This window comes from Dyella halodurans (assembly GCF_026283925.1).
Classification (GTDB): Bacteria; Pseudomonadota; Gammaproteobacteria; order Xanthomonadales; family Rhodanobacteraceae; genus Dyella; species Dyella halodurans.
Map to the genome: position 1 here is coordinate 319,934 of NZ_JAPDPF010000004.1, position 19,229 is coordinate 339,162.

General features: G+C 64.2%; 16 protein-coding genes and 1 tRNA gene. 4 read left to right on the forward strand and 13 right to left on the reverse strand.

The annotated features are described in order from the left end of the window. Positions 1-15: 15 nt before the first annotated feature. The 9 genes from OUZ49_RS10375 to murJ form a co-directional block, all read right to left on the reverse strand. Positions 16-675, reverse strand: a complete 660-nt coding sequence (locus OUZ49_RS10375) for a pilus assembly PilX family protein (protein ID WP_266150312.1) — start codon at positions 673-675, stop codon at positions 16-18. 36 nt (positions 676-711) lie between these two features. After that, entirely contained in the window at positions 712-2,010 is a 1,299-nt protein-coding gene (locus tag OUZ49_RS10380) for a PilW family protein (protein WP_266150313.1), read from the reverse strand. Beyond that, positions 2,007-2,543 carry a type IV pilus modification protein PilV gene (gene pilV / locus OUZ49_RS10385; RefSeq protein ID WP_266150315.1) on the reverse strand — a complete coding sequence of 179 codons (537 nt, stop codon included), beginning with the start codon at positions 2,541-2,543 and terminating at the stop codon, positions 2,007-2,009. The genes OUZ49_RS10380 and pilV overlap by 4 nt, the downstream gene beginning before the upstream one ends. A 332-nt stretch (positions 2,544-2,875) precedes the next feature. Then, positions 2,876-2,951: transfer RNA gene (locus OUZ49_RS10390), tRNA-Thr, on the reverse strand. 52 nt (positions 2,952-3,003) lie between these two features. Continuing rightward, complete coding sequence (gene ispH, locus OUZ49_RS10395) at positions 3,004-3,963, reverse strand: 4-hydroxy-3-methylbut-2-enyl diphosphate reductase (protein WP_266150316.1); 960 nt, start codon at positions 3,961-3,963, stop codon at positions 3,004-3,006. A 79-nt stretch (positions 3,964-4,042) separates the two neighbouring features. Next, a complete protein-coding gene (lspA, locus tag OUZ49_RS10400; protein WP_266150317.1) occupies positions 4,043-4,534 on the reverse strand; it encodes a signal peptidase II in 492 nt (163 codons plus the stop codon). 184 nt (positions 4,535-4,718) lie between these two features. Then, a complete protein-coding gene (ileS, locus tag OUZ49_RS10405) occupies positions 4,719-7,583 on the reverse strand; it encodes an isoleucine--tRNA ligase (protein ID WP_266150318.1) in 2,865 nt (954 codons plus the stop codon). Between the two features lie 112 nt (positions 7,584-7,695). Then, positions 7,696-8,649, reverse strand: coding sequence for a bifunctional riboflavin kinase/FAD synthetase (locus tag OUZ49_RS10410; RefSeq protein WP_266150319.1), 954 nt, complete (start codon positions 8,647-8,649; stop codon positions 7,696-7,698). A 46-nt stretch (positions 8,650-8,695) separates the two neighbouring features. Continuing rightward, a complete protein-coding gene (gene murJ, locus OUZ49_RS10415; protein WP_266150320.1) occupies positions 8,696-10,303 on the reverse strand; it encodes a murein biosynthesis integral membrane protein MurJ in 1,608 nt (535 codons plus the stop codon). A gap of 267 nt (positions 10,304-10,570) precedes the next feature. On the opposite strand from murJ, the gene rpsT reads away from it, so the two are divergent. Then, a complete protein-coding gene (gene rpsT / locus OUZ49_RS10420; RefSeq protein WP_038616506.1) occupies positions 10,571-10,834 on the forward strand; it encodes a 30S ribosomal protein S20 in 264 nt (87 codons plus the stop codon). 471 nt (positions 10,835-11,305) lie between these two features. Here rpsT and cgtA read toward each other — a convergent pair whose 3' ends face one another. The 4 genes from cgtA to OUZ49_RS10440 all read right to left on the reverse strand — a co-directional run bounded on the left by cgtA (position 11,306) and on the right by OUZ49_RS10440 (position 14,055). Beyond that, complete coding sequence (cgtA, locus tag OUZ49_RS10425) at positions 11,306-12,385, reverse strand: Obg family GTPase CgtA (protein WP_266150321.1); 1,080 nt, start codon at positions 12,383-12,385, stop codon at positions 11,306-11,308. 177 nt (positions 12,386-12,562) lie between these two features. After that, on the reverse strand, positions 12,563-12,820 hold the full coding sequence (rpmA, locus tag OUZ49_RS10430; RefSeq protein ID WP_266150322.1) for a 50S ribosomal protein L27: 258 nt from the start codon (positions 12,818-12,820) through the stop codon (positions 12,563-12,565). Between the two features lie 19 nt (positions 12,821-12,839). After that, positions 12,840-13,154: a 50S ribosomal protein L21 gene (gene rplU / locus OUZ49_RS10435; protein ID WP_266150323.1), complete on the reverse strand. Its 315-nt coding sequence runs from the start codon at positions 13,152-13,154 to the stop codon at positions 12,840-12,842. A gap of 136 nt (positions 13,155-13,290) precedes the next feature. Then, entirely contained in the window at positions 13,291-14,055 is a 765-nt protein-coding gene (locus OUZ49_RS10440) for a DUF2059 domain-containing protein (protein WP_266150324.1), read from the reverse strand. 171 nt (positions 14,056-14,226) lie between these two features. On the opposite strand from OUZ49_RS10440, the gene uvrA reads away from it, so the two are divergent. The 3 genes from uvrA (at position 14,227) to OUZ49_RS10455 (ending at position 19,187) form a co-directional block, all read left to right on the forward strand. Beyond that, on the forward strand, positions 14,227-17,124 hold the full coding sequence (gene uvrA / locus OUZ49_RS10445; RefSeq protein WP_266150325.1) for an excinuclease ABC subunit UvrA: 2,898 nt from the start codon (positions 14,227-14,229) through the stop codon (positions 17,122-17,124). Then, entirely contained in the window at positions 17,121-17,627 is a 507-nt protein-coding gene (locus OUZ49_RS10450) for an acyl-CoA thioesterase (protein ID WP_266150326.1), read from the forward strand. Before uvrA ends, OUZ49_RS10450 begins: the two co-directional genes overlap by 4 nt. A gap of 102 nt (positions 17,628-17,729) precedes the next feature. Beyond that, positions 17,730-19,187, forward strand: a complete 1,458-nt coding sequence (locus OUZ49_RS10455) for a DUF4139 domain-containing protein (RefSeq protein ID WP_380004392.1) — start codon at positions 17,730-17,732, stop codon at positions 19,185-19,187. Positions 19,188-19,229: the final 42 nt, after the last annotated feature.

The following is a 19,229-nucleotide window of genomic DNA, read 5'->3' on the forward strand; positions in this document are numbered from 1 at the left end:
TTATCGTTCCGGGTGTCAGTTGCTCTTCGCGCCGAAGGTGGACTCGAGCACCCTCACGGCGTTTTCATTGCCACCGACACCACGCGCCGTGATGCGATAGATATGCGTGCCTGGGTTGGATGCTCCCGTGCCCGTGCTGCTGGTGACGCCGGATTCGTGCTGCCCGCCCGCGCCTGGCGGCAACTCCGGGCCGAGATCCTCGATCAGGTAACGCGGATTGCTTGCCAACGCGGCAATCAACTTGTGCTCCGCAGAGAATCCGCTCGAACTGGGGCTGGTGTAGTCATGCCCGCCGTTTTCACCCCTGTATTCGGTCGAGCCAGCCGTCACCCATCCACCACTCGTGCGGAACTCGATGACGTCGTTGACCGGACTCGCCGCATCGAACACGTAGCACTCGGTGATCACGGAGGTGCCACAGTTCACGCCGCCCTGGCTGCCTGCCTTCCACAACTTCCACTCCGCGCCGCGCAACGCCGTTTCGGCCGCCATCTCGGCCATCTGGTTGTTGCGCAGGCCGCCGGCCATGCGTTCCTGCAGCAACGAGCGACCGGAAGCACTGATCGCAAGCATGGTCAGCAACAGCAGAAAGATCAGCGCCACCACCAGCACCACGCCGTGCTGAGCGCGTGGGCCGGAGCGCTTGGACCATCTGGAGAAACGTGACGTCATCATGGAGTCCTCATCGCGCCCTCGCGGCCACGCGCAAGCTCAGGGGTTGTAATTGCGAAGCGCGACCAGCGCACTGAATTCGCGTCGAAGCATGCGATCGTCAAATCCCTGCTGCGCAGGCGTGACGGAACGGCCAGCGTCAGCGGGCGGCTTGGGCTCGGTGATGCCGTCTGAGGCATAGGTGTACCGGGTGTCACTCGCGGCCAGCGTCGGCAGCGCTTGCTGGCCGCTCATGAGGATGCGCACCTCGATGCTCTTCACACCGCGCCACAGGCAGCCAGGATCGTTGCCCAGTTTTACCGGCACTGACGGCGGACAGTTGGTGCCGCCATCGACCTGGGCGGCGGTGAGATAACTCGTGTTGCCGTTGCTGTCCTCCACGCCGTAGAGGAAATCCAGCCGCTCAACACCGCGGACCATCTCGCTGTCCTTGCCGTTGACGCGACGGATCAGTGCTCCGGTGGTGCTGCCATCGTCGTTCGCCACCACCTTCAGGTAATAGGTAACGGTGAGGAAATCCTTCTTGAAGTCGAACAGGCGCGGCGCGGATTGCGGCTGCAACGCCACTGGCTTGCCGGTGTTGCCATCGAGTGCCGTGCTCACCGCCGCCGGCGAGATCCGGGCACCGCCACCGTCGACGGCAAAGATTGCCGCACTGGAACAGTTCGCCAGCATCGCCAGATCACCGCTTTCGAAGTCGGTGACGGGCGGTTCGCCCCGACCTTGCTTCAGATCGATGGCGGCCACCGTGCCATCCGCGTCCGTGGTCACCGTGCTGTTGGCGCCGCCCAGCGCCCAACCCTTGGACGAATCGAGATAGCGCAGGGTGAGGACACTCGAGCCAACCACGCGGCTGTCGACGTTCGTGCCCATGTTGGGAACCTTGCTTACCACCGGCGTGCAGCTCGTACGCGTGCAGTCATAGCCACGCATGGCAAGAAACGACGGGAAGTAGTAAGGCGACGTCGGCTTGGCGGGATAGGGAGACGCGCCCCAGTTCGTGGTCACGTCGCTCATCGCGCCCACCAGGTTATTGGCGTACACCATCGGTGAGCGCAAGCCGTCGAGTAGCACGCCACTGGATGTCTGGTTGGCGAGGCCTCCGGTGTTCGTGCAGTAATGGCCATTGGCCATGCGCAGATCGCCGACCAGGCGACCTATCGCGTAGCGCCCCTCTTCCTGCAGTCGCGCCAGCTGGTTCTGCACGCGATTGCTGTGCGACGTCGTCAGGAACACGGTGATGATGCCGCCAGAGACGAGCAGGCCGAGCACCATGGCTATCATCAGTTCGACCAGCGTTACGCCAGCCTGATGGACGCGCAGACGGGGACTGGTCATGGCTGAAACTCCCAGGCAAACGACTGCGTCGGCGTGTCGCTTTTGCCGGTGGCAATCACCTTGCGCTCGGTCCAGCTGATGGTCATCGCGCAGGTCCCGCCGTAAGGTGGCCGCATGCCCATCTGCGCGCTGGGGTCGTAGCCGAGACCGGCCTTGCCGGTGCAGCTGATCGTTGCGGATGCGTCGGGCAACAGTGTCTTGAGTAGCTGGCTCCACTCATATTGGTCACGCACAGCGACCTGCGCGGGCGTGCATGGCGAGGCCTGGCTGCAGGTCTGACTGGTGGAGGTCGGGTAGCCGGCGGAACCACTGGCGTCATACGCTCCGTTCCACAGCCCGATCGGATTGGCGCGCATCCGATCAGCCATGTTGCCGGCAAGAAACGTGACCTGTGTGCGCAGGTAGGCCGCGTGGTTGGAGCGTGCCGCCATCACCATCAGTCCAGCCAGGCCAATCAGGCCAACACTGAAGATCAACACAGCCATGAGCACCTCGATCAGCGAGATGCCGCGCTGTCGCGAACGAGCCTGCATATGGAGTCTCCCCTGGTGCCGTCAGGGGACTTTAATCAGATGAATTCGTACGTAAATACTTGCGATGATGGGCGGTATGAAACCCCCGACGAACGGCAAGTTCATGCAATTGAATCGAGACGCAGATCAAACTAAAGGCGAAAGCTGCTTGAAATCAGTTGCTTGACGCAGTCCGGGTGGATGGCCCCTGCGTCAATCTCGCAATATATTGCCGGGCGCATAGCGGCGTGATGCGCTACGTTCGGGTCCCGCTGCCAAGTAGGACCTGGCCGGCATTTGCGCCGCACGATGAAAACACAAAGGCCCGCTTGCGCGGGCCTTTGTGTTGAAACTGGTGCCGGAAATAGGAATCGAACCTACGACCTACGCATTACGAATGCGCCGCTCTACCAACTGAGCTATTCCGGCGAGGAACCGCCAATTCTACGGAGCTGAGGGAAACCGTGCAAGACGTTCGCGCTTACAGGCTCGCGGAAGAACTGCCTACCATGCGCAGTTCCTTGGGTAGCGCGAACGTGATGGTTTCCGGTTCGCCGTCGAGCTCGCGCACTTCACCCGCGCCCCAGGACTGCAGCCGCGCGATCACGTCGCGAACAAGTTTTTCCGGTGCTGAGGCCCCGGCCGTCAGGCCAATGCGCGTGACGCCGTCGAGCCAGCTGCGCTCGATATGTTCGGCGCCATCGATCAGAAAAGAGCGCACGCCCTGCTTTTCAGCCAGTTCGCGCAGGCGATTGGAGTTGGAACTGTTCACCGAACCCACGACCAGCATCAGATCCACCGCATCGGCCAGGCGGCGCACGGCATCCTGGCGATTCTGCGTGGCGTAGCAGATGTCGTCCTTGCGCGGCCCCTCGATATCCGGGAATTTCTCGCGCAGCGCGGCAATGATGGCCTTGGTGTCATCCACTGACAGCGTGGTCTGGGTGACGTAGGAAAGCTCATGCGGGAATTTCGGTTCCAGCGTAGCCACGCACTCGACCGACTCGACCAGGAGGATTTCACCCGTATTCGCGGGATTCCATTGGCCCATGGTGCCTTCGACTTCCGGATGGCCCGCATGACCGACCAGCACCACGCTGCGTCCCAGGCGTCCCAGCCGCGCCACTTCCATATGCACCTTGGTGACCAGCGGACAAGTGGCGTCGAATACGTTGAGCTTGCGCTGGTCGGCCTCTTCGCGCACCGCCTTGGAAACGCCATGCGCACTGAAGATCACGGTGGCGCCATCGGGCACCTCGTGCAGCTCCTCGACGAACACCGCGCCATCGGCGCGCAGCTTGTCGACCACGTAGCGGTTGTGCACCACTTCGTGGCGCACGTAGATCGGCGCGCCATAGGATTCGAGCGCCCGCTCGACGATGGCGATCGCACGGTCCACGCCGGCGCAAAATCCACGGGGGTTGGCGAGCAGGATATCCACGGAGGCTCCGAAGCTGGAATCGGTCGACTGACTGGCCCGCATTATCGCACGGCCCGCCCGGGGGCACGTTAGCGGGCGCTCAGGCCTTGGCCTTGCCCGAGAACAGGCCAAACGCGATCAGCATGACGGCGCCCACGGTGATGCCGCAATCGGCCACGTTGAATACCGGATAGCTCCACTGGCGGTAGTACACCTGGATGAAGTCGGTGACCTGGGCCGCGTGCAGCCGATCGATCAGGTTGCCCAGTGCGCCGCCGATGATGAGACCGAGCGGCAGGGCCGTACGCCAATCTCTTCGCGGCGTGCGGGCCAGCCACACCACCAGCACGCTGGTGATCACCAGGGCCAGCAGGACAAAGAACCAACGCTGCCATCCCGCACTGTCCGCCAGGAAGCTGAACGCTGCACCGGTATTGAAGGCCAGCGTCCAGTTCAGAAATCCCGGAATGACCGGATGCGGCATGCCCGCCGGTTGCAACGCACCCAAGGCCCACCATTTGCTGAGCTGGTCGAGCACGATGACGGCTACGGAGAGCCACAGCCAGGGGAGTGCGTTGGGTTTGGATTTCATAGGCAAGTCACGGTGGCGAATTAACCCCCTCTCCCCTGCGGGGAGAGGGCTGGGGTGAGGGGAAAATCTTGCGACAAGAGAGAGCGAAGCGGCTTTCTTTGCAACGTGGTCGCGAGCACCCGCCCTTTACCCCCTTTTAGGGGCTCACCTCGGTCCTCTCCCCGGAGGGGAGAGGAGGAAAGTGCTAGAACCAGCGGCGGTCTTCGCCCGGGCCTTCCACATTGCTGATGCAGCGATCGCACAGCTCCGGATGTGCGGCGTGCGTGCCGACGTCCTCGCGGCGGTGCCAGCAGCGCACGCACTTGGCGGCGTCGCTCACCGTGGCGGAGACCCAAACGTCAGCGCCTTCCAACTCGGTCAGCACGGCGTCGGCCGGCTGGCCACCGGCCAGATCCATGCGCAGCTCGGAAGTGATGAAGAAGAAGCGCAGCTCGGAGGCCACCGGCGCATAACGCGACACGATGGCCTGGTCGGCATGAATCGCCAGCTTCGCTTCCAGCGAGGCGCCGATCTGCTCGCCCTTGCGCATGCCTTCGAGCACGCGCGAGGCCGTGTCACGGATGGCCAACAAGTCGGACCAGTAGCGACGCTGCTCGGGCGAACCCTGAGTGGCGGTCAGGCCGTCGTACCAGGTTTCGAACAGCACGCTTTCGCTGCGCTCGCCCGGCAGGCTCTGCCAGATTTCCTCGGCGGTGAACGTCAACACCGGCGCCAGCCAGCGCACCAGCGCTTCGGCGATGCGGTACATCGCGCTCTGCGCGCTGCGGCGACCGTGGCTGTCGGTCGGCATCGTGTAGAGCCGGTCCTTGGTGATGTCGAGATACAGCGCACCGAGCTCGTTGGTGCAGAAGTTCTGCACGCGCTGCACGATCTCGGGGAAGTCGTAGCGGTCGTACGCCGCCGCCACCGCCTGCTGCACGTCATGCGCCTGCTGCACCGCCCACTGGTCCAGCAACAGGCTCTGCTCCACCGGCATGAGGTGCTTGCCCGGGTCGAAGCCATCGAGGTTGCCGAGCAGGAAGCGCGCGGTATTGCGGATACGCCGATAGGTATCGGACACGCGCTTCAGGATCTCGTCCGACAGCGACATCTCGTTGCGGTAGTCGGTCGAGCAGATCCATAGGCGCAGGATGTCCGCGCCCAGCGTCTTCATGATGTCCTGCGGCTCGATGCCGTTGCCCAGCGACTTGGACATCTTGCGGCCCTGCGCATCCACGGTGAAACCGTGGGTGAGCACGTCGTCATACGGCGCACGCGCAAACATGGCGGCCGAGGTCAGCAAGGACGACTGGAACCAGCCGCGATGCTGATCCGAACCTTCCAGATACATCACCTTGTAGCTGCCCGCGTTGCCCTGCTGCAGCTCCGGGCGCTGGCCAACCACGGCGAAGTGGCTGACGCCGGAGTCGAACCACACGTCGAGCACGTCGAGGACTTTCTCGTAGTCCTTCGCCTGGTCGCCAAGCAGCTCGGCTGCATCCAGCGCATACCACGCGTCGATGCCGCCCTGCTCCATGCGCTTGGCCACCTGTTCCAGCAGCGCGACGCTGTCCGGATGGGGTTCCTGCGTCGCCTTGTGCACGAACAAGGCGATCGGCACGCCCCAGGTGCGCTGACGCGAGATGCACCAGTCCGGACGATCGCCGACCATGCCGGCGATGCGCTCCTCGCCCCAGCCCGGCACCCAGCGCACCTGCTTGATCGCATCGAGCGCGGTCTGACGCAGCCCCTGCTGCTCCATGCTGATGAACCACTGCGGTGTGGTGCGGAAGATCACCGGCGTCTTGTGGCGCCAGCAATGCGGATAGCTGTGCTCGATCTTGACGAACGCCAGCAGCACGCCCTGGCGGCGCAGCAGGTCGACGATGGCGTCGTTGGCCTTCCACACATGCAGGCCAGCGATGACCGTGCCATCCGCTGCCGCCGGCGTGTCGGCGCGATAAGTGCCGCGGCTCTCGATGTAGTTGAGCGTCTCGATGCCGTACTTGCGCGACACCACGAAGTCTTCCACGCCGTGATCGGGCGAGGTGTGCACGGCACCGGTACCGTCCTCGGCCGACACGTGTTCGCCGAGCAACACCGGCACTTCGCGCGGGTAGAACGGATGCTTCAGCAGGACGCCCTCGAGCGCCTGGCCAGCTGCGTGGCCGAGCACCTGTGCGTGCTCCAGGCCATAACGCTGCGCAGCCTTCTCGGCCAGTGCGCTGGCAACCACCAGCAGCACGCGCCGGCCGTCGCGCGGCTGGGCTTCGATCAATGCGTATTCCAGTTCCGCGCCCAGCGAGACGGCCAAGCTTTCCGGCAGCGTCCACGGCGTAGTGGTCCAGATCGGCACGGCGACGATGGCGTCGCCTGCGTCCACGCCGAATTTCTGTGCGAGCGCCTTCGCGTCGACGGCGTCATAGGCCACATCGACGGCCGGCGAGGTCTTGTCGGCATACTCGATTTCCGCTTCGGCCAGGGCCGAGCCGCAATCGAAGCACCAGTACACCGGCTTGGCGCCGCGTACCACGTGGCCGTTGGCAACGATCTTTGCCAACGCACGCACCATGTCGGCCTCGTACTTGAAATCCATCGTGCGGTACGGACGATCCCAGTCGCCCAGCACGCCCAGGCGCTTGAAGTCGGTGCGCTGCAGGTCAATCTGCTGCTGCGCGTATTCGCGGCACTTCTGGCGGAAGGCGGCGGCGTCGAGCTTGTCGCCCGCCTTGCCGAATTTCTTCTCGACCGCGATCTCGATCGGCAGGCCGTGGCAGTCCCAGCCCGGCACGTAAGGCGCACGGTAGCCGGCCAGCAGGCGCGATTTCACCACCACGTCCTTCAGCACCTTGTTGACCGCATGGCCCAGGTGGATGGCGCCGTTCGCATACGGCGGGCCGTCGTGCAGCACGAACACCTTGTCGCGCCCGGCGGCGCGCTGCTGGATCTGCGCGTAGCGCCCGACCTGCTCCCAATCGGCCAGCCATTTCGGCTCGCGCTTCGGCAGGTCGCCGCGCATCGAGAATTCCGTCTGCGGCAGGTTGATGGTGTTCTTGTAGTCCTGAGTCATTGCTTGAATGCCGTCGGGTTGTGCCTGGCGCGGGCATGCCGCGCCGTTGCTCATTGCTGTCGGGGTCGCCATGGACTTGGCGAAAGCGCCAACGTTACCGGATTTGGGGCGCCTACGCCTCGCTGAGACGCGGATTCATGCCCAGCAGCTCACGTGCCTGGCGCGAGTCCTGCACCATCTGCGCCTTAAGCGCGTCCAGATCATCGAATTTCAGCTCGTCACGCAGCTTGGCCACGAACTCCACCGCCATGCGCTGGCCGTAAAGATCGCCATCGAAATCGAACAGATGCACCTCCAGCAACGGCTCGGCGACCTCGTTGATGGTCGGCCTGATGCCGAGGCTGGCCACGCCAGGCCAGCTGCACTCGCCCTCACCCAGCCCCACGCGCACGGCGAAGATGCCATGGACCGGGCTGGTGCGCTCACGCAGATGAATATTGGCGGTGGGATAGCCCAGCGTACGACCCAGCTGATGACCGTATTCCACCTTGCCCTCGATCACGAACGGACGGCCAAGCAGCGGGGCCGCGCCGGCGAACTCGCCCGCCGCCAGCAGCATGCGCACGCGCGTGGCGGAAATCCGCGCACCATCCAGCAACACGGGCGGCATCGTGCGGGCCACATAGCCCTTTTCGGCGCCCAGGGTCTGCAGCATGGCCACATCGCCGCCACGCTTGTGGCCAAAACGGAAGTCGCCACCGACCCAGACTTCGCGCGCGCCAATCCGGTCAACCAGCACGCGCTGCACGAAATCCTCGGCCGACATCTGCGTCAACGCATGGTTGAAACGCAGCAGCAGCACCTGCTCCATGCCGGCCGCATCGAAGCCAAGCAGTTTCTCGCGCACGCTGGAAAGCCGCGGCACCGGCTCAGGCGAAAAGTAGGCCCGCGGCAGTGGCTCGAAGCTCACCACCACCGGCGTCAGCCCGCGTTCGGTCGCGCGCGCGCGCACCTCCGCCAGCAAGGCCTGGTGGCCTCGATGAAGGCCATCGAACGCGCCAACGGCAACCACGCTGCCGCCGGGAGCCAGACAGGTGCCGGCGACATCCCTGGAAAGTCTCATCATTCAGCGAGTATAGCCGCTGCGCTGCCCGCCCCGCCTTGCTTGACCGTCACACGCCACGAAGTTCACGCATGCGGAAGCCGGCGGCAAACAAGGTGACGACATAGGCGCCGCCACCTGCCGCCACCAGCACCGCCAGGCGCCAGACGCGCGTCCATTTCGAGGCGGTGGTCCAGTCCGGCCAGAGCCACATGCCCAGCAGCAGGACGGCAATCATCACCGCGCAGGAGAGCGCCAGGCGCAGCATGTGCCGCGCCCAGCCCGGCTGGCGCTGATACACCCCGGCCTGGCGCAGCCAGCGCCACAGCAGGCCCAGGTTGATATAGCTGGCCAGCGCGCTGGCCATGCCCAGCGCCATGTGCAGGCCAGGCACCGCGGCCAGCGCCGCCAGCCACGGCAGCTGCTTCTGCGCCGGCGTCGCCCACAAGCCAAACAGCAGCAGCAGGAACAGCAGGTTGAACAGCATGTTCGCCACCAGCGAAGCGACGCCAGCGCGTACCGGCGTCCGGGTGTCCTGGCGCGCATAGAACGCCGGCAATACCACCTTGACCAGGGCGAACGCCGGCAATCCGAAGCTCAGCGCCGTGATGGACAGCGTCGCCATGCGCGTATCGAACGGGGTGAATTGCCCATGCTGGAACAGCGTCGCCACCAGTGGCCTGGCCAGCAGCATCAGGGCAAACATGGCGGGCACGGCAATCAACAGCGTGGTGCGCAAGCCCCAGTCCAGTGCCTTGGAAAAACCATCGCGATCGGTGGTGACGTGATGGCGCGACAGCGACGGCAGGATCACCGTGCCCAGCGCCACGCCAAACAAGCCCAGCGGCAATTCCAGGAAGCGATCGGCCTGGGACAACCAGCTTTGCGAGCCCGTCATCAGATAGGCCGCAATCACCGTATCCAGCAGCAGGTTGATCTGGGCCACCGAGGAGCCAAACAGGGTCGGCACCATCAGCTTGAGAATCCGGCGCACGTCCGGATGGCTCCAGCCCCAGCGCGGCAAGGTCAGCAGGTCCAGGCCACGCAGCGCAGGCAGCTGGAACAGCAGCTGCAGCACGCCAGCCGCCATGATCGCCCAGCCCATCGCCATGATCGGCGGCTCGATCCGCCGCGACAGCCACAGCGCGCCGCCGATCATGCACAGATTCAGGATCACCGGGGTCAGCGCCGGCAAGGCGAAGCGGTGGAAGCTGTTGAGCGCACCGCCCGACAAGGCGGTCAGGGACACGAACAGCAGGAACGGGAAGGTCAGCCGCAGCAGATCAGCCGTCAGCGTGAATTTTTCCGGCGTATCGGCCGCGCCCTGCGAAAACAGCGTGGCCACCTGGGGCGCAAAGATCACCCCCAGCGCGGTCACCACCAGCAACACGCCTCCCAGCGTCCCTGAGACGCGGGACATCAGCTGCTTGAGATCCTCGTGGCTGCGCTTCTCCTTCACCTCGGTGAAGACCGGCACGAAGGCCGTGGAGAACGAGCCCTCGGCGAACAGCCGGCGCATGAAGTTGGGAATGCGAAACGCCACCCAGAACGCGTCCGTCGCCGCGTTCGCGCCGAAGACCGCATTGATGGACATATCCCGGACCAGACCGAGTACGCGCGAAATCATGGTCATGCTGCTGAACGACAGCAGCCCACGGAACATGCTGGGAGACTTCATGCCTCTGATGATGCCTTTGCTTGAATAAGAGCCAGGCCGCGTCGGAACCCGACCCCCTGCCCGGGAAGGCGCATAGTCTGACAGCCGCCGATGGCAAGATGACAGCTCAGACGTGGCATAATGCGGGCCACCTGTTCACCTCTAGCGCCTTTCACAAGGCGTTGCGCCAGCCCTGGCGCCTTGACAAACAGCTAAGCTGTTGACGCAACGGCGCATTGGCCGCATAATCGCCGTCTTTTTCCAACCCAGCAATTCCGGAGTTCTACCTTGGCCAACATCAAGTCCGCGAAGAAGCGCGCGCGCCAGTCCGAGCAGCGCCGCCTGCGCAACGTCAGCGCCCGCTCCATGGTGCGCACCGCACTCAAGAAGGTCGTCAAGGCGATCGAGAACAAGGACAAGGCTGCTGCCGTCGAGGCGTTCGCCGCCGCGCAGCCGGTCATGGACCGCTACGCCGCCCGTGGCCTGATCCACAAGAACAAGGCTGCTCGCCATAAGAGCCGTCTCAACGCGAAGATCCGCGAACTGGCGTAAGCCGGCAATCAAGTGATTCTTGGGTTGGCGAAAAAGCCGGCGAAAGCCGGCTTTTTTGTGTTGTCCAAGTGCGGGGCCGGCGAAAGCCGGCTTTTTTGTGTTGTCCAAGTGCGAGGCCGGCGAAAGCCGGCTTTTTTGTGTTGTCCAAGTGCGGGGCCGGCGAAAGCCGGCTTTTTTGTGTTGTCCAAGTGCGGGGCCGGCGAAAGCCCCCCCCCCCATCGCCCCCCCCTGAAACCCTCATGCGCCAATCAAAAAGCACCGTCATTCCCGCGGCTCTCAACAGCCGAAGGGCTGGTCAAGCGGGAATCCCGTGCCTTGCCTTGGACGTAGAGCCAAAGTCACTGGATGACCAGCTTCGCTGTTGAAAAGCGCCTCCCGCTTTCGCGGGAATGACGAGCAAAAAGCCTCGGATGGCGGGCAATAAAAAAGGCGGCCAATGGCCGCCCTTTTCAGTCGCGAGGTCTGGCGAAATTATTCCACCGCCCCTTCCCCACGCAAACGCACATCGCCCGGCAACATATCGTTACGCTCCTGATGCGCCATGTGCTGCGCCTCGAGGAAGCGCTGCACCTGCTGGCACACCGGCATGGTGTTTTCGCGGGCAATCGCCGACACCAGGAACCAGGGCTGGGTCCAGCCCAGGCGCTGGACGATGTCCTCGGCCACGGCCTGGCGCTCATCTTCGGGCAGCACGTCCGCCTTGTTCAGCACCAGCCAGCGCGGACGCTCGAACAGCTCGGGATCGAACTTGATCAGCTCCTGCTCGATCGCATGCACCTGGTCGACCGGATCGGACTCGTCCAGCGGTGCGATATCGACCACATGCAGCAGCAGGCGCGTGCGCGACACATGGCGCAGGAACTGGATGCCCAGGCCCGCACCGTCCGCCGCACCTTCGATAAGACCTGGAATATCGGCAATGACGAAGCTCTGGTCGGTGCCCAGGCTGACCACGCCCAGGTTGGGATGCAGCGTGGTGAACGGATAATCCGCCACACGCGGCGTCGCCGCCGATACGGCACGGATAAAGGTCGACTTGCCGGCGTTCGGGAAGCCCAGCAGGCCCACGTCGGCCAGCAGCTTGAGCTCCATCTTCAGCTCGCGCACATCGCCCGGCGTACCCGGCGTGGCCTTGCGCGGCGCGCGGTTCACCGAGCTCTTGAAGTGGATATTGCCCAGGCCACCCTTGCCGCCCTGCGCCACCAGCAGGCGCTGGCCATGCTGGGTGAGGTCGCCAATGGTCTCGTCGGTATCGACATTGGTGATCACGGTGCCGACCGGCACGCGGATATAGGTGTCTTCGCCACCCTTGCCGTACATCTGGCTGCCCATGCCGTTCTGGCCGCGCTCGGCCTTGAACACGCGCTGGTGGCGGAAGTCGATCAGCGTATTGAGGCCCTCGTCGGCAACCAGCCAGACCGAGCCGCCGCTGCCGCCATCGCCACCGTCGGGGCCACCGAAGGGGATGAATTTTTCGCGACGGAAGCTGATGCAACCGTTGCCGCCGTCACCGGCCTGGACCTTGATGATGGCTTCGTCGACAAATTTCATATCAAGGACCGTAATAGTGATCGGTTAATGGTAAGGGGTAAGCACGTTGCGGACCTGTCAGCGGCAAAGCACACGCCAACGCCCGCTCAACCTTCGCCATCCACTGTTGCCGATTTATCTGGAAAACAAACGAAAAGCCCCGCCGAAGCGGGGCCTTCGCTGCCGCATCGAAAGGACTTAGCCCTTGACGACGCTGACGAACCGGCGGTTCTGCGGGCCACGGACCTTGAACTCAACGGTACCGTCGACCAGTGCGAACAGAGTGTGATCACGACCCAGACCCACGCCCGTACCCGGGTGGAACTGCGTGCCACGCTGACGCACGATGATGTTGCCGGCTTCGATGGCCTGGCCACCGTAGATCTTCACGCCGAGGTACTTCGGGTTCGAATCGCGACCATTGCGGCTGGAACCTACGCCTTTTTTATGTGCCATGACTTAGTGCTCCAGTTGCTCAGGCGTTGATGCCCGTGATCTCGACTTCGGTGAAATGCTGACGATGTCCCTGCTGCTTCTTGTGGTGCTTGCGGCGGCGGAACTTGATGATGCGGATCTTGTCGGCACGGCCGTGCTTGCGCACGGTGGCGCTGACGGTCGCACCGGCCACGGTGGGCGCGCCCACGGTGATCGACTCGCCGGCACCGACCAGCAGGACCTGGTCGAAGTTGATGGCGGCGCCTTCTTCGGCGTTCAACAGCTCCACGCGCAGGACATCGCCCTGCTGAACGCGGTACTGCTTGCCACCGGTCTTGATGACTGCGTAACTCATGGGATTATCCCTTCTGTCGTTATTCTCTTGGGTTCGCCTAGTACAAACCGTCACCGGCGAACTGCGGATTATAGCGAGCCCATCCGGCGCTGGTCAATTACTGACCACCCATCACATTTCGCCCCGGCCGCGCCGTTCACGAGCCGTTCTGAGGTGCCGCCTGGGCCGGCGCCTTGGCCGGCGCCGCGCCGGCATCAGTCTTGGCAGCAGGATTGGCCGCCGGCTTGGCGTCCGTTTTCGCGTCCGTCTTGGCTGGCGTCTTGGCCACGGGCTTCTTGACCGGTGCCTTGGCCGGCTTCTTGGCCGCGGGCTTGGGCTTGGCCTTGGTGGCGGCCTTGGCCGGAGCGGCCTCGGCCGTATCGTCCGTCGCCTTGGCCGCGGCAGCGCCCGCAAACCCGGCAACGCCTGCACCTACGCCCGCGGACGCCAGCTTGCCCGGACAGCGGCCGCTGGCATCCAGGCTACCCATCTGCTTCAGCTCGGCGATCATCTGGTCGCTGCGCTCATGGCTCCACTGCTGGCCGGCCTGGTTGGCCTCGGCCATGGTCGTGGGCATCTCGTTGATGACCTTCTGGCCCAAGGGCGAGCGGTAGAACTTCAGCATGCCGTCCAGCTCGTCGGCGCTGAAATGGTGCTGGTAAACCGGCACCAGGCGGCCAATGAACTGCTGCGTCTGGTTCGCGTCCATGTAGTTCTGCCAGAACTCGGCCGGCACGCACGGCATCGACTGCTGCATCGTGCTTACCGCCTGCGAGTTCATCTGGCTGAGCATCTTGCCCACCCCGACCACGTCCATCAGTTGGCGTACCTGCTCTTCGCTGGCCGGGGCGGTCGAGGCCATGGCCTGCCCACCGCAGATGGCCAGCGCCAGGGCGGCGCCCCATCGTGTCAACTTACTCATCCGCACTCTCTGTCATTCACTTGGGCCTGGATCGGCCAAAAGGCTATTAAGCCATAGTCGGGCCGAACCTCCCTGAAGATGGGGGTTTTAAGGAGGAGGGCAACTAACGGGCGGGTAATAACTAACCTGATTAGTTTGGTATAGTACACTTTTCCCCAAACCCCGGGCGTCATGGACACCATCCGCATACGCGGCGCGCGCACGCATAACCTGAAAAACATCGATCTTGACCTGCCCCGCGACCGATTGATCGTGATCACCGGCCTGTCCGGCTCAGGCAAGTCGTCACTGGCGTTCGACACCATCTATGCCGAAGGCCAGCGGCGGTATGTCGAATCGTTGTCGGCTTACGCCAGGCAATTTTTGTCGATGATGGAAAAGCCGGACGTGGACCACATCGAAGGTCTCTCGCCGGCGATCTCGATCGAACAGAAGTCCACCTCGCACAATCCGCGCTCCACCGTGGGCACGATTACCGAGGTGTACGACTACCTGCGCCTGCTCTACGCCCGCGTGGGTACACCGCGTTGCCCCGACCACGGCATACCGCTGGAAGCGCAGACGGTGAGCCAGATGGTCGATGCGACGCTGGCGCTCGATCCAGAGAAGCGCTACATGCTGCTGGCGCCGGTGATCCGGGAGCGCAAGGGCGAGCATGTGCAGGTATTCGACCAGTTGCGCGCGCAGGGTTTCGTGCGCGCCCGTGTCGATGGCACGGTCTACGACCTCGATGCCGTGCCGCCGCTGACCTTGCGCCAGAAGCACACGATCGAAGCGGTGATCGACCGCTTCCGTCCGCGCGACGACATCAAGCAGAGACTGGCCGAATCGTTCGAGACCGCTCTGCGCTTGGGTGACGGCCTGGTCATCGTGGTGGACATGGATGATGCGAAGGCACCCGAGCAGTTGTTGTCCTCGCGCTATTCCTGTCCGGTCTGCGACTACTCGCTGCCCGAGCTTGAGCCGCGTCTGTTCTCGTTCAACTCGCCGGTGGGCGCCTGTCCGACCTGTGACGGCCTGGGCGTCACCCAGGTGTTCGACGCGGCGCGCGTGGTGGGCCATCCCGAGCTGTCGCTGTCCGGTGGCGCGGTGCGCGGCTGGGATCGCCGCAACGCGCACTACTTCCAGCTGATCCTGTCGCTGGGCGCGCACTACGGCTTCGATGTCGATGCACCGTGGCAGAAACTGTCCAACGAGGTGCAGAAGGCGATCCTGTACGGCAGCGGCAAGGACAAGATCGCGTTCCGCTACATCACCGAACGCGGCGGCCGGGTCACGCGCGAGCATGCGTTCGAAGGCATCCTGCCGAACATGGAGCGGCGCTATAAGGAAACCGAGTCGCCCGCCGTGCGCGAAGAGCTGGCCAAATACATCAGCGACCAGCCCTGCCCCGATTGCCAAGGCCAGCGCCTCAACCGTTCGGCGCGCAACGTCTTCGTGGCCGATCATGCCTTGCCCTCGCTCACCGCACGTTCGATCGATGACTCACTGGCCTTTTTCGAAAAGCTGACGTTGACCGGTTGGCGCGGCGAGATCGCCGTGAAGATCGTCAAGGAGATTCGCGAGCGCCTGAGCTTCCTCAATGACGTAGGCCTCAACTACCTCACGCTGGACCGCCAGGCCGACTCGCTTTCCGGCGGCGAGGCTCAGCGCATCCGCCTGGCCTCGCAGATCGGCGCCGGCCTGGTGGGCGTGATGTACGTGCTCGATGAACCATCCATCGGCCTGCATCAGCGCGACAACGAACGCCTGCTCGGCACGCTGACCCGACTGCGCGATCTCGGCAATACGGTGATCGTGGTCGAGCACGACGAGGACGCCATCCGCATGGCCGACCACGTGCTGGACATCGGTCCCGGTGCCGGCGTGCACGGTGGCGAAATCGTGGCGCAGGGCACGCTGAAGGACATCCTCGCCTCGCCGCGCTCGGTTACCGGCCAGTTCCTGTCCGGCAAGCGCGGCATCGAAGTGCCCAAGGAGCGGCGTCAGCAGCTTGATCCCGATTCCTGGCTGCACCTCAAGGGTGCCAGCGGCAACAACCTGAAGAACGTCGACCTGGCGATTCCGGCCGGCCTGTTCACCTGCGTCACCGGCGTGTCGGGCTCGGGCAAGTCCACCCTGGTCAACGACACCTTGTTCTGCCTGGCGGCCACCGAGTTGAACGGCGCCAGCGCGCAGCCTGCGCCGTACAAGTCCATCGACGGCATGGAGCTGTTCGACAAGGTGGTCGACATCGACCAATCGCCGATCGGTCGCACGCCGCGCTCCAACCCGGCGACCTACACCGGCCTGTTCACGCCGTTGCGCGAAATGTTCGCGCAGGTGCCGGAAGCGCGTGCCCGCGGCTATACGCCGGGACGTTTCAGCTTCAACGTGCGCGGTGGCCGCTGCGAAGCCTGCGAAGGCGACGGCATGATCAAGGTGGAGATGCACTTCCTGCCGGACGTGTACGTGCCTTGCGACGTGTGCCACGGCAAGCGTTACAACCGCGAGACGCTCGAGGTGCATTACAAGGGCCACACGATCGCCGATGTGCTCGAGATGACGGTGGAAGATGCACTGAAGCTGTTCGAGAACGTGCCGACCATCGCGCGCAAGCTCGAAACATTGCGTGCCGTAGGCCTCGACTACATCAAGCTGGGCCAGAGCGCGACGACGCTCTCGGGCGGTGAAGCGCAGCGCGTGAAGCTCTCCAAGGAACTGTCCAAGCGCGACACCGGCCGCACGCTGTACATCCTCGATGAGCCCACCACCGGCCTGCACTTCCACGATATCGAACAGCTGCTCGACGTGTTGCATCAGCTGGTCGAGCAAGGCAATACCGTGGTGGTGATCGAGCATAATCTCGATGTGATCAAGACCGCCGACTGGATCGTCGATCTCGGTCCGGAAGGTGGCGCCGGTGGTGGCCGCATCCTGGTGACGGGTACGCCGGAGACGGTGGCCGCGACACCAGGCTCGCATACCGGGCACTTCCTGGCACCCCATCTCGACATGAAGCCGGCCAAGGTCGCCAAGGTCGAGAGCAACGGCAAGAGCAAACCTGCATTACGGAAGAAGACTGCATGAGTTCCAGCGAAACGGCGCCCAAGAAACGCGCGCGCGCCAACCAGGCCGAGGCAGCGGACCCTGCCTCGGTCGCGCCCGAGGCCGGGACAACATCGACGCAACCCGGGCCGCTGTTCGTCGCGCCCATCAGCGTGCGTTGGCGCGACCTCGACGCGTTCAACCACGTCAACAACGCCAACTACCTCACCTATCTGGAAGAGGCGCGCCTGCACTGGCTGCAACATGTGCCGGGTTGGTTCGACGAGCAGTCGATGCCGGTGCTGGCGGCGAGCGAGATCAACTATCGTCGACCGATCGAATGGCCGGCGCAGCTGCTGGTCGAGCTGGCCTGCGAACGCCTCGGCAACAGTTCGGTGACCTTGGCCCACCGCATCATCGATGCCGACGATCGTGACCGCCTGTACAGCGATGGGCGGGTGGTGATGGTGTGGATGAATCCCACCACTGGCAAGCCCGTGGCGCTGCCGCAAGCCATCCGCGATGCGGCCGAAGCCGCCGCTTGAACGGCCTGGGCCGATTAAGGGGTTAAACATCGCATCCAGCGGATGCCGAAGCTTCATACGGCATCCGTAAGATTCACGTCGACACCCGAAAGGAGTTCGACCGTGAGCCAGCATTCCCTCCGCCTTCTTGCCTTCGCCATCGCAGCGGCAGCCACGACTGCCGCCGTCGCGGCACCATCGGCATCGACCAGCCTCACGCTGTATCGCAGTGATGATGCCGCGCTGTTCAGCGCCGGCGATGGCGGCAATGTGCAGGCAGGCTACGCCGTCGTGCGCGAGCCGCGCGAACTGCAGCTCAAAGCCGGCATACAGGACCTGCGCCTCGGCGGCCTGCCGCAGTATCTGGACCCTGAAGCGCTGGCACTGAGCGTTGATGGCAACGCCGCCACGGTCATTTCACAGCGCCTGCAATTGGGCCAGGGCCAGAACGCCGCCCTGGCCAGCCTGATCGGTCAGCCGGTGGACGTACTGGCCAATAGCGGACAGCCGCTCGCCAGCGGCACCTTGCTGCGAGCCGGCGACGGCTTGCTGGTACAGGATGCCGCGGGGCGCACGAGCCTGATCCGCGAGTTTGCCTCGGTCCGCGCGCAAGGCAGCTTCCAGACTGGTTCCAGCCTCGAGCTGCGCGTCGATGCGAGCCGCGCGGGTGCGGCGCGGGCCACCTTGAGCTACCCCACCGGCGGACTGGGCTGGCGCGCCGCCTACGTCGGTACGCTGCAAGCCGGAAACAGCTGCAAGCTGCAATTCGAATCGCGTGCCAGCATCGCCAACCGTAGCGGACGCGACTGGAAAAACCTGCAACTGACCCTGGTGGCGGGGGAACCTCAATTTGCCAAACCCTCGGCACCTCGTCCCATGGCCATGGCGCATGCGGTGCTTGCCAAAACAAACGGCGCCGAGCTGCCGGAGCAAGCCACGCTCGCCGATTACCGCACCTATACACTTCCGGCCGCCGTCGACCTGCCCGACGGCAGCGTCAGCCAGGTGCCGCTGTATGCCACCCGCACGATCGCTTGCGAACGCACCGCCTTGTATGAGAACGGCAGCATCTGGACACCACCGCACCCGATGATCGGCCGCGATGTCCTTCAAGGCAGCAACAACGCGATTGTCAGCACGCTGCAGCTGCGCGCGTTCGACAGCCTGCCTGCCGGTTATCTGCGCGTGCTGGCTGCCGATCGCAACGGCATGCCGCAATTCATCGGCGAGGGTCGCATCAACGACACGCCCAAGGGCAGCGATGCCCGCATCGTGCTCGGCAATGCGTTCGACCTGCGTGGAGAGCGCGAGCGCACGGCGTTCCAGGTGGACAAGGCTGGCCGCACGCTCAACGAAGCTTTTCGCATCACGCTGACCAACGCCGGCGACAGCGCCCGCACCATCACGGTTCGCGAGCACCCGGTGCGCTGGCGTGAGTGGACCCTGGCCTCATCAAGCATCAAGCCCAGCCAGCAGACGCCGGATAGCCTGGAGTTCCAGGTGAGCGTACCGGCAGGCGGCAAGGCCACGCTGGATTATGCGGTGCGCTACCAATGGACTGCCGACGAACAAGCGCAGTAAGGCATGCAGAAAAGCGTCATTGCATCGGTAGACGCGACGCCC